Below are 10,505 nucleotides of genomic sequence, written 5' to 3'. Positions count from 1 at the left end.
GTCCATCGACGCGCGCGCCAGCCACATCCGCAGACGCTGACACGAACGGCGCAACGGGGCCGACGCCATGAACCCGCTGAACCTGATGCCTTCCCCTTGGGCGACGGTTGCCAAGGTGGCGCTGCCGATCCTTGCTTTGATGGCAGCATGGATTGCTGGCGGTATCTATGGGCGTAGCGGTGAGAACGCCCGACTGACCGCCAAATATCAGCCGGTCATGGAGCGAGCGACAGCAACCCTCAACCTGACGGCGGCCCGGATCCGCGCAGCACGAGCACAAGCCTTGGCCGAAGATCTGGCGAACGCCCGACGCGTTGAAGCCGCGCAGGCACAGGCATCACAGGAGACGGCAAATGCCCTTGAACTTGAATTGGCGGCCGCTCGCGCTGCTGCCGCTGATTATGCTCGCCGGTTGCGAGACGGTCTCCAAGCCGAAGCCTCTGGAAGTGGTAGCGTCGCAGCGAGTGACGGCCGCCATGCCGACGCCGCCGGTACAGCTGACAGCTCCGGTCGAATGTCCATCATGGATGAAGAAGACCTGCGGATCTGTTCCGAAAACACAGTGAAGGCGCTGGCTTGGCCGGTTTGGTGGGTGAAGATCAGCGCGATACCCCGCTGATCCAAAGTCCTGATCCGAAACGGACGATGCTGCCCCATATCGATTGCGGAGAGATTTAGGGCAGGGGTAAGCTGGCTACTGAATTGAGGGGGCCGGCATACATGGGCGAGCGGTTCGGGCGAAAGATCGAGCAGAGCGTTTTCTACCTGGCGGCGGCGCTCATTGTTGCGTTTGCCTTCTCCCTACTGGCAAAGGAATATCCTGCTTTCCGGTGGTCGCCCCAGACGCGACTAGCAAACCCGAGCCTTGCTCATCACGCTGCGGCAAACTCCCGCCATGATGCAGGCCGGCACACATCGTAATCATTAAGCAAACAGCAGGATTCGCGATGATCCGGCGTCCAAAATCCGGCTTCCATAAGCACCCCTCTGAGGTTAAGCCCGCTCTCTCATGGGGGTGAGCAATGCTTCGACAAGCATATCGGTTTAGTAATAAAGTCCTTGCGCGTGCGGGGTTGGGGATCACGCGCGTTGGTCCGGACTTCACTGCACGGCCGTCGGGCGCTGCGCAGGTGGCAGAACTGACTAAGCGGCTGGCGGCTGCGTTCGACAAGTGGAAGCAATCGCAGACGCTGTTCCCGCAACTGGCGGAGTTCGACACGCATCGTGCCGTCGCTACGTTTTACGAAGCATATCTGGGCTCGCCGTTCCGCACGCGCGCTGGCGGTAGCCGGCTCAACAACCTCCTGCTGCTGTACCTGGTCGCGAGATCCTATGAGCCGACGACAATAATCGACAGCGGCACCTTCCAGGGTGCGAGCGCGTGGGCGCTCAAACTGGGCGCACCGAGGGCGCGGGTAATCAGCTTCGACATCGATCTTTCCCGACTGATCTCGCGCACGGATCGTGTCGAATATGTTGGACACGACTGGACCACGTTCGACCTGTCCGAATGCGATATGTCGAAGAGCCTCGCCTTCTTCGACGATCACATTGATCAGGTCCGACGCCTGGAGGAATCCGTCGATCGTGATGTGAAGGCGATCATCTTCGATGATGATCTTACCATCGGTGCCTTCTCCGAAATGGCGCATGGCGGGATGTCGATCCCGAAGATCGAATGGGTGTTCGATCCGTTCGTGGCATCTCAAGACAAGATTTCTTGGTTTGACGGCAAAGCCGAGCAGTCGTGGAAGGTCGATCACAAGCGGCTGGAGGCGGCACGCGACGCGATTGAGGGCTACGACCGCCTGCCGAACACGGGGCCGCTGACCGGGATCTCCCATCTGCCGTACAGCATCTTGACGCTGAAGCCGCGGCACGCCTGATCGGCTGGTCAGGGGTAGCCGCTCGGTTTCATTCCGCGGCGCCCTTTGGTCGCTACAAACTCGCGATGATGGACGGCATTGCGCAGCTCCTGAACGATCCGTTCTCTCTCGGCGATCGCGACGGATTCTTCCTCCGAAGGCGGCCGGCGCGCCTTGGCGACCGCAGCGTTGATCCGATGGCAGAAATCCACGCTATCCGCAGGGAAGCCGAGATCCCGCGCGATCATGGTCCAATAGGTCTGGGCATAGGTGCCGCGCTCATAATGCTGCGGTGCCTCCGAATAGGCGTTGGGATCCAGCGGCTCGCGAACTCTGTCCCAAAAGTGCTGATACGGTGTGGGGTCACCCTTTCCGTGCAACGCCAGCGCCGCGAGTAGCGCACGTAGGTGAACCGTCCCGCGGAGCGGGTTGCGCCGCGCCTGGTCCACGTAATCCTGCAAGGCGGCTAGGCCGATGAAGAGCGCTCGTTGGCGCGCTGCATCATCCATGCCCCACAGCGTTGGCCGGCGTCGTGTCAAGTGCGCCCCTGACAGCTTCTGCCGCCTCGATCGCCCGGCGATACATCAAGCTCTCGCGGCGTCGCGCTTCCTCAAAATCTATCGGCGCCGCCGTGAAACAGACGCGATAGATCACCGCCGCTGCCTCAAGCAGCTGCGTGTCCTGCTGCATGGTCGTTTTCCTGAGTGGTGGTTAGTTGCTACGGTCGAGCGGCAAGCTCGCGGCGGTCGATCCCGCCCCCCGCCGGCGCAAGAGTTCGGCATGTGTAGCGTCGCCCTGGCAAACGATCCGAGCGCCCTCCTGGGCGGAGATGATGTTGTTGCTGAGCATCAGGGGCAACCCGAGGATCTCGCTTGGACTCTCGTCCTCAAAAACACCTTCTATCTTCGCGCACCTGACCAGCGTCGGCAGGCAGCTGCCATGCACGAGCAGCTCGACCGGATCGAGCCCAGCGTCGAGGACGCGGTGCAAGTCCGCCCGCACCACGTCGAGCAAGTTTGGCATGACCCGCAATACGGGCGCCGAACTCACATTTGCGGCCTCCGAATCGAGCATAACGTCACCTCCAAAGTGGAGATAAGTTCCTCTTTTGTTCTTATGGAGTCAAGCGGCTGTGGTCAGTGGCGGGATTTCCATATCCCCTCGCAATCCGTCAGCTCATCGACCCTGGCGGCGATCGCCATCCAAGTGTCGACACCACACTGATCCCCCTTGCGCGCAAGCTCGGAAACGCGCTCCGTCAGAAACCGCCTGCTATCGCTGCCGTGAAGGCGAACGACATGCTGAGCGCAGGCCCAAAGCTCAAGTTCGCTGATCACCGCATTTGCTGCACTTCTAGTGTTCCGGCCGGCAGAGGTTTGCACAGCTCGCGCGCGGGCACCGACGGATCTAACCACCGTCCATAGTCATGCGGGCCTAGCAGAACGATTTGCCGATCGTGGTAAGGCGCAATGTCAGGGCCTGGCTCGGTCGTCAGCATCGTCCAGGCCTCGCCAACCTTGGGATCCGTACGCCACAGCCCGGCTACACAAAACCAGTCGAGCCCTTTGATCCGGAACTCCCATTTGGATTTCGGCCGCCGCTTCGGCGCGTCCTCGAGCGGCGGAGGATCGGTAAACTCATAGAAGCCGTCGATCGGGATAAGGCACCGCCCTTTGGTGAACTCCCGGCCATCCGACCGGTAGTTATAGACGGGCTTGCCGGTAGGAGCGGGCCAGCTCCAGCGCCGTGTGACCAGCTCCGCTTCATCTGGTGCGTCAGCCGAGGCACGGATGATCACGCTGGGGTCGGTTATTTTGATGCTGTCGAGGGGCGCCATGTTGGGTAGCCCTTCGGGAAACCGCAGCGGGATTTTAAGCTCGCTCCAATCTTCCCGAAGCTGGTTCAGCGCGATTCGACGCGCCGCCTCGTTGCACATCAGAAATCCAGGTCGACGTCTTTGATGACGATAAGATCGCCTTCCACTCTGCCCTGGGCGAGCTTCTCCGCGGCGATCGTCTCGATCACCGCGCGATTTCGCTCGACCAACCCGCGCGCGTCTTGCGGCCCCACACCGGCACCCCAGAGGCCGCGGAGCACATAACCAGTCACGCGGACGCGATAGCTTCCGCCGTTGATCGCTGCGGTGGTGTCAAAGTCGTCGAATTGCCCATGCGTCACGGACACTTCGTGAACTGGCCTTTCTTCGGGCCACTGGAAAAGCGGCATTTGCCTTTGGGATCCTTGGTGACCGCCGGGGCGGCGGCGGTCGGACACTTGATGAATTTGCCCTTCGCATCGCGACAGCTTGCGGACATGGCCGGCGCACTCAGCAGGGCAGCGGCGGTCAAAACGACGATCAGCTTCATGGCTTCTCTCCCGAGTCGATGCGGCGAGGATGCGCCTACGAGCGAGGTTTGAACAGCTTGAACGGCCCACTGCTCACGACGTCGTCAAAGGTCGCATGCTCGCTAACCTCGATGCCGGATGCGGGGCCGAAGCCGGCGGCGCGCGCTTCCTCGTCGGTGAGCCGGCGGAAGCGCTGCTGATTCTGGGAGGAGAGGGGGCGGCGATCCGTCATTATGGATCGAACTAACACCAATGGGGATGAACGATCAATCGACCGCTGATGGAGAACAGAACGGGCACAGAATGTGCCATCCTTTGTGCCGACACGAACCGTTGCCCTCCGCGCGTTCTGCGCGTATCGCGCTTACCGTTTCCGGGCAGAAATGCTGGAAAACCGCCATTGCCCCGGTAGCTCAGCAGGACAGAGCAACGGTTTCCTAAACCGCAGGTCGGGAGTTCGAGTCTCTCCCGGGGCACCAGCGCCTATAGATCCGTGGGCAAAAGCCGCGGTAACGTTGCGCTGTAGCTGTCGTTAGGTTGCGCAATAAATGCCGTCGCCTAGCGCAGTTCGGTCGCCCGCAGGATCAAGCTCGCTCGAAAACCCCGTCGTCAGTCCGCCCCTGCGCTCCGCTCTGCGGAAGTTCCAGAAGTCGCGCGGGCGGGAGGTCACCGACACAATCAGGCCAGCTTCGCTCGACGCTCTATTGAGCGCGAGCCAATTACATCGGAAAGTGGAAACTCAGTCCCCCCTTCATCTCGAATTGCTACTTAGGCTTGGAGCCCGTCTCCTCGGCGCCGCACCTGTCGGCTCAATCAGATCCTACGGTCGAGGAGGGCGCGACGGCATCGGGCGCGAATGCGTGGTGCACATGGCCATCCGGTCGGTCAATATTCGTCGCTTTATCTCAACGGCGTCCTTCAGCTTCCCCCTACGCTCTTGCTGAGAGGCAACCACGAGGTGCATGCCCGAATCGTCAAGCATCCCGCCTGGAGCATATGCGTGGCCAAGCTTGTCCAAAGCGGCGTCTAGAGCCCGATTGGCAGCTGGGAAGTCACGCCGCGTAACGGAGTGATCAGCCAAGCGGAGTTGCTCAGACGCCGCCGCAAAGCCGGACTGGCAGCGAGGCTGTGGCGACGCTGTCGACGTGAGTAACATCAAAAAGGCGCTAAACATCATTTTTCCTCAGACCCTATCCAGAACGCCATTAGCGCCTTGATAATAGGCCAGGTGATAACGTTCGGCGCGTTGCTGCGCGATGATGCGACTGCCTTGCTGAAAAGGCTTTCCCGCCCGCACGCGAGCTTCGAGCTCGGCGTTCACCGCAGCGTGCTCGGCTTCGGGATCGATGTCCTTGGGCGTAAGCGCCGTCTTCACGAACGCGAATAGTCGAGGCCCGGACTGGACAACCGCCAAAATGACCGGATCGACCGACAGCGCGCCGATGTCGCCGCCACTGAATGACACGCCGTTCATCGACAGTTCGGAACGATCATAAGGGTGCGTGTGGAATACGCCCACCAAGGAGTAACCTCGAGGATCCTTCAGATCGTAACTTGGATAGAATGCAGAGCTCGACGAGGCGTGCCCACCGATATTCTGGAGCGAAAGGACACCCTTCTCGTCGGCAACGATTGTGCCGCCTCGCTCCATCGAGTGGCCGCCGGGATAGCTGCTACGCCGCAGCAACTCAAACGTGGCCGTCATCTCTCCAGAAAAGCGGATCGTGTGGGGAGCTTCCGCAGGACCGGCCAAGTCTCGAATGTCCGCGAGCACTGTCGGACCTGAGTGCCAAGGTCGAGCAGGATCCTTGGTCGCCATGCGCTTTACTCTGTCATGTCGACAACGACTTACGCCGCCGAAGCCAACGTTACAAATTATCGATGCCTCGTCTGCGCGCATTGTGGCATGGAGGGACGAGGAGTGTCGACACCGCTGAGGTCGACCGAGGTTCTACGTCGACATCGCGGGGCGGAGCGGCCAGGGCGTCATTGCCGCGCCCACCCTAAATGCAAGTTTTAGGGTGATTTTGTCGCAAAACGATAGGTTATGCGCAATCCAGCGACATGGCGGGGTTAGGTAATCTGGTTTTTACCGAGGACAGGTGCCGGGCCGACGACAGCTTAAGCGCAACGTTACACGCGGCGAAGCTTGTACCTGATGTGATCGACATACGGGCGATCGCATTGGCACCACCGATCGGCAGGTGGCTGGCGTTCGTTCAGGCTTTCGCAGACTCTGCGCCAAGTTCTTCCAGGTCAAGGTCGAGTTCCAGGCTGCTCAGGGTCTCATTATCGATCTGGTGCGTGCGGTGGAGCCGGACCAATTCTGCGCGCCCGGCCGCTACGGCGCCGATGATGACATCGAAGTGAGAGGCGATCGCGGTGGTCCGCTCCTCCTCCGTGCCCGAGAACCGCTCGCCTGCCGCAACACGGGCGGTATAGCGGCGGAGCAATTGCGGATGGATGAGATTGCCGTCCGCGTCGTGGGCCAGACGCTCGACCGCCGCCAACTGGGCCCGCATCATTGCATTCTCCGCTGCGGTCAGGGTCATCGGCGGCGCGTCGTCCTCGGTGCGGCGCACCCCTGTCCAGCGGATCAGGATGCCCAGTGTCGATCCCTGCACCAGCACGGTCACCAGGATGACTCCGAACGCGGCCAGCAAGATGAAGTCTCGCTGGGGAAAGTTGGCCGGCAGCGTCAGCGCGGCGGCCAGCGTCACTACGCCACGCATGCCGGCCCATCCCATGACTGTCGCGCAGGCGGCGCCCATCCGTTGTTCCTGCCCCAGCCCGAGGCGGTGGAGCAGCCCCACTATAGCGTCCGAGGCGAAGACCCACGCAAAGCGCGCGACAACCAACGCGAGCACGATTGCCCCCAAGGGAAGCGCGAACTCGCCCAGCACGCTCTCCAGCCCGCCTGCCCGCATCGCGATGTCGCGAAGCGAGAAGCCGATCAGGATGAACACCAGGGCCTCCAGCAGGAAGACGAGAACCTGCCAGAAAGATGTGCCGCGCAACCGGACGGCTGCGGAAAAGACGACGTGCTGCTGCCAGCCGAGCACCAGCCCGGCCGTCACCGCTGCGATGACGCCGGACACGCCCAGTGCCTCGCCGCACAGATAGGCCGCCCACCCGACCAGCACGGTGGCACAGACAAGGAGGAGTTCATCACGTAGCCGCGCGGCGATGACGACCCATAGCCAGCCGATCGCCAACCCAACGGCACCGCCGCCGATGATGAGCAGTAGGAAGCGGCCGACCGCCTCGCCCGGCTGGAAGTCGGCGCCCATCGCCGCCGCAACGGCGAAGCGGAAGATGACGAGGCCGGTCGCGTCGTTGAGCAGGCTCTCACCTTCCAGCAATGCCTGTAAGCGCCGTGGCAGCCGCACCCGCTGGAGCACGGCACGCGCCGATACGGCGTCCGGCGGCGACACGATCGCGCCCAGAGCGGCGCAGGCTGCCCAGGGGAGGGTGGGTATCAGCCAGTGGGCCACGGCCGCCACGATGACGGTGGAGAATATCACCAGCCCCACGGCCAAGGACAGAATACCGGCGATATGCCGCCGGAAGCGGACCAGTTCGGTGTTCCATGCGCCGTCTACGAGGAGCGGCGGCAGAAAAAGAACCAGCACAAGCTCGGGGTCGAGCGTCACGAGTGGGACGCCAGGAATGAAGGCGAGCGCGCCGCCGCCGATCAACAAAGCGGCCGATGGCGGCCACCGGAGCCGCTCCGCCAGCCAATGCAGGACGAGCACCGCACCCAGCATCACCAGGATGAGTTCAAAGATCTCTGCGGGATGCACGGCGGTCCTCATGCTATGGCTGAGACGACCAGCCTTTCGGCAGCAAGTCTAACCAGATGGATCGCACCCGGCCAGAGCATGCTTGCCAGCGCGATGCTGCAGTTCGTCAGATGCAGATCAATCGATCTGGCTTTCGTGGTCTTCCATGTGTTGTATTTACAAGGGCCGATGCGGCCTGATCCGAGCACAAGCCGCGCGCATTTCCCGATCGCGCTTCAGCCGAAGGGATGGCGCAAACGGCGGAACAAGCCGCGCTTGGCGGTGGCTTCGAACATTTCCGAGGGGCTTTCGGGGTCCAACACTTCATTGTCGGCAAGCCACGCTTCAACCGCACTGAGATCCGGTACCTGATAAGGACGAAGCGATCGGCCCTTGCCGCGCAATGCTTCGATTGTGCGGATGAGGGACCCATGCGCGTCGATCTGCGCGGAGACCCTGGCGATCGGAAGGCCGAGATGCTCTGCAATCAGGCCATCGCGGATCGCGCGAATGGCCTCGGCCCCCTCGTCGCCCGCGTCGATGGTCACGTCACATTCGGTGTCGAGGCCCATTGATCGATTGTTCATGTTCGCCGAGCCGATGCGCAGAATATGCCCGTCGACGATCATCACCTTGGCATGCACGTAGATCGGCGCGCCTCGGGTGGTGAAAGGATGGTAGAGCCGAAACCGCCCATGTGGATCGCGCTGCTGGAGCGCAGCCACGAGGCGTGCGCGTGCCGTGTCCATCGCGATCGGTTCGAGCCAGCCTTGGGCATGCTCCGGATTGATGATCACGATTTCGGGACCATGCGTCTCCGCCAGCTTGGCCGCAATCGCTTCGGCAATCTTGCGCGAGGCGAAATATTGGCTTTCCGCGTAGATGGAGACCTTCGCAGCCGCGATCTGCTGCAGGAACAGCTGCTCCACTTCGCGTATCTCCGGGCAGTCCGGCATGTCCGGGGCGGTGCGCGCAATCCCCACCTGGACATCTTTGAAGCCGACCGGCAGCCCTTTCGGCCAACAGCTTCTTGGTGGGTCCACCGCTTCCAGCGCCTCACCGCCGGCCCGTTGCCAACGGTGGCGGGCGAGCTCCCCCAAGGCGGACGCAACCGGCCCCTGCAGGGCCGTGGTGGCATCGTGCCACGGTTTATAGTGCTTGCCATTGGGGACGACCCGACGTGGCTCTACGTCCCGATGGCGGCGGGTGTCCCATCGCTCGCTGGTCATGTCGATGCCGCCGCAAAAGGCGAGACCGTCATCGATCACGACGATCTTCTGATGGTGGGATCCGCCGGGCGGATGGAAGCTGTCGAGCTTCGTATGGATTCGAGGATGCCGCATCCATCGGGCGAGTGTGAGAATGTTGGAACCGCGCACGAGCGTCTTCAGCGCGCCGACATCCCAGCGCAGCAGGAAGATTTCGAGTTCGGGATTGCGCTCGACCAGCCAGTAGATGAAATCGCCAACCGCCTCCGGCTCGCCAGGCTCGCGCTTGGCCGCCACCAGATGGATGCGTGCATCGAAATCCCAGCCGATCAGCATGATCCGGCGCTGCGCCTTCAGCATCGCCAGGCGTGCATTCTTGAAATAATCGTCGGCGTCGACGAGCACGCTCATCCGCGTCGCCTGCTCGACGCGCCAGAAAGCCTTCTTGTCCATGCCCGCCGTTATCATCCTTATCAATCGTTCGACGCGCGCTCCGGGGTAAACCGCCGCCGCCTTTGCTTGACAGCGATTTCGCCGCCGCTGCAACCGGACGCTCGTTCTCCAGCGTATAGCCTTGGGTACATCGCCGCAATTTGGAGGCGCGCCGTATAGCGCGCTGCCTTGCCGCTGTCCGTCAGGTCTTCTTTTGCGGACAAGATTTTACGCCACATGGTTCAATCGCAGTGGGGCTTTTCACCGCCGCGCTCGTTCAGGGTGTCTAACCTATATTGGTGAGGCCCATCATGACGAATATCTCCTCCACGACCGGCAACGGCGGTGAGCCCCATCAGCGCGCTTCGTCCGACGGCGCGGTGCTGACGACCAATCACGGCGTTCCGGTAAGCGATAATCAGAATAGCCTGAAGAGCGGCGCGCGTGGGCCGACGCTGCTGGAAGACTTCGTTCTTCGCGAAAAGATCTTCCATTTCGATCATGAGCGCATCCCGGAGCGGATCGTCCATGCGCGTGGTTCCGGCGCACACGGCGTGTTCGAGGCGACCGACGATATCTCCGACCTGACCCGCGCCGCCGTGTTTACCAAAGGCGAAAAGACAGAGGTGTTCGTCCGCTTCTCTACCGTCGCCGGAGGCGCCGGCTCGGTCGATACGCCTCGCGACGTGCGTGGCTTTGCCGTCAAATTCTATACGCGGGAAGGCAATTGGGATCTGGTCGGCAACAACATCCCGGTCTTCTTCATCCAGGAAGCGATCAAATTCCCCGTTCTCGTTCACGCTGTGAAGATGGAGGCCGATCGCGCCTACCCGCAGGCGGGAAGCGCCCACGACACCTTCTGGGACTGGGCG

14 protein-coding genes and 1 tRNA gene are annotated in these 10,505 nt (G+C 62.0%); 4 read left to right on the top strand and 11 right to left on the bottom strand.

What is annotated here, in order from left to right; all coding sequences use genetic code 11:
* Positions 1–67 precede the first annotated feature (67 nt).
* Both ACOJSI_RS05780 and ACOJSI_RS05775 read left to right on the top strand, forming a co-directional pair.
* On the top strand, positions 68–619 hold the full coding sequence (locus tag ACOJSI_RS05780) for a hypothetical protein (protein ID WP_420137309.1): 552 nt from the start codon (positions 68–70) through the stop codon (positions 617–619).
* 511 nt (positions 620–1,130) lie between these two features.
* Entirely contained in the window at positions 1,131–1,886 is a 756-nt protein-coding gene (locus ACOJSI_RS05775; protein WP_420137308.1) for a hypothetical protein, read from the top strand.
* Between the two features lie 8 nt (positions 1,887–1,894).
* Here ACOJSI_RS05775 and ACOJSI_RS05770 read toward each other — a convergent pair whose 3' ends face one another.
* From ACOJSI_RS05770 to ACOJSI_RS05735, 8 genes are all read right to left on the bottom strand, one after another.
* Positions 1,895–2,374 carry a hypothetical protein gene (locus tag ACOJSI_RS05770; protein ID WP_420137307.1) on the bottom strand — a complete coding sequence of 160 codons (480 nt, stop codon included), beginning with the start codon at positions 2,372–2,374 and terminating at the stop codon, positions 1,895–1,897.
* The gene (locus ACOJSI_RS05765; RefSeq protein ID WP_420137306.1) at positions 2,367–2,555 is read right to left on the bottom strand and encodes a hypothetical protein; all 189 of its coding nucleotides are present in this window, start codon (positions 2,553–2,555) and stop codon (positions 2,367–2,369) included. Before ACOJSI_RS05765 ends, ACOJSI_RS05770 begins: the two co-directional genes overlap by 8 nt.
* Positions 2,556–2,576: 21 nt before the next feature.
* A complete protein-coding gene (locus tag ACOJSI_RS05760) occupies positions 2,577–2,888 on the bottom strand; it encodes a hypothetical protein (RefSeq protein ID WP_420137305.1) in 312 nt (103 codons plus the stop codon).
* Between the two features lie 113 nt (positions 2,889–3,001).
* Positions 3,002–3,202 carry a DUF6961 family protein gene (locus ACOJSI_RS05755; protein WP_420137304.1) on the bottom strand — a complete coding sequence of 67 codons (201 nt, stop codon included), beginning with the start codon at positions 3,200–3,202 and terminating at the stop codon, positions 3,002–3,004.
* Entirely contained in the window at positions 3,199–3,801 is a 603-nt protein-coding gene (locus ACOJSI_RS05750; protein WP_420137303.1) for an SOS response-associated peptidase family protein, read from the bottom strand. The genes ACOJSI_RS05755 and ACOJSI_RS05750 overlap by 4 nt, the downstream gene beginning before the upstream one ends.
* Positions 3,801–4,043, bottom strand: coding sequence for a hypothetical protein (locus tag ACOJSI_RS05745; RefSeq protein WP_420137302.1), 243 nt, complete (start codon positions 4,041–4,043; stop codon positions 3,801–3,803). Before ACOJSI_RS05745 ends, ACOJSI_RS05750 begins: the two co-directional genes overlap by 1 nt.
* Positions 4,040–4,231: a hypothetical protein gene (locus ACOJSI_RS05740; protein ID WP_420137301.1), complete on the bottom strand. Its 192-nt coding sequence runs from the start codon at positions 4,229–4,231 to the stop codon at positions 4,040–4,042. The genes ACOJSI_RS05745 and ACOJSI_RS05740 overlap by 4 nt, the downstream gene beginning before the upstream one ends.
* A 35-nt stretch (positions 4,232–4,266) precedes the next feature.
* Positions 4,267–4,443 carry a hypothetical protein gene (locus tag ACOJSI_RS05735; RefSeq protein WP_420137300.1) on the bottom strand — a complete coding sequence of 59 codons (177 nt, stop codon included), beginning with the start codon at positions 4,441–4,443 and terminating at the stop codon, positions 4,267–4,269.
* Positions 4,444–4,613: 170 nt separating this feature from the next.
* On the opposite strand from ACOJSI_RS05735, the gene ACOJSI_RS05730 reads away from it, so the two are divergent.
* Positions 4,614–4,690 (top strand) — tRNA-Arg (locus tag ACOJSI_RS05730).
* A 704-nt stretch (positions 4,691–5,394) separates the two neighbouring features.
* Here ACOJSI_RS05730 and ACOJSI_RS05725 read toward each other — a convergent pair.
* The 3 genes from ACOJSI_RS05725 to ACOJSI_RS05715 form a co-directional block, all read right to left on the bottom strand.
* Positions 5,395–6,030, bottom strand: coding sequence for a hypothetical protein (locus tag ACOJSI_RS05725; protein ID WP_420137299.1), 636 nt, complete (start codon positions 6,028–6,030; stop codon positions 5,395–5,397).
* A 400-nt stretch (positions 6,031–6,430) separates the two neighbouring features.
* Positions 6,431–8,026 (bottom strand): Na+/H+ antiporter, encoded by a 1,596-nt coding sequence (locus tag ACOJSI_RS05720; RefSeq protein ID WP_420137298.1) that lies wholly within the window; start codon positions 8,024–8,026, stop codon positions 6,431–6,433.
* Between the two features lie 203 nt (positions 8,027–8,229).
* On the bottom strand, positions 8,230–9,654 hold the full coding sequence (locus ACOJSI_RS05715; RefSeq protein WP_420137297.1) for a phospholipase D-like domain-containing protein: 1,425 nt from the start codon (positions 9,652–9,654) through the stop codon (positions 8,230–8,232).
* Between the two features lie 290 nt (positions 9,655–9,944).
* Between ACOJSI_RS05715 and ACOJSI_RS05710 the strand changes: the two genes are divergently transcribed.
* Positions 9,945–10,505: catalase (locus ACOJSI_RS05710; protein WP_420137296.1), on the top strand; the 561-nt coding region annotated here is incomplete at its 3' end.

Source organism: Sphingomonas sp., assembly GCF_048595155.1.
In the GTDB taxonomy this organism is placed as follows: Bacteria; Pseudomonadota; Alphaproteobacteria; order Sphingomonadales; family Sphingomonadaceae; genus Sphingomonas_I.
Note: the sequence above shows the minus strand (reverse complement) of the source record. Positions and strands in the feature narration are given on the sequence as shown.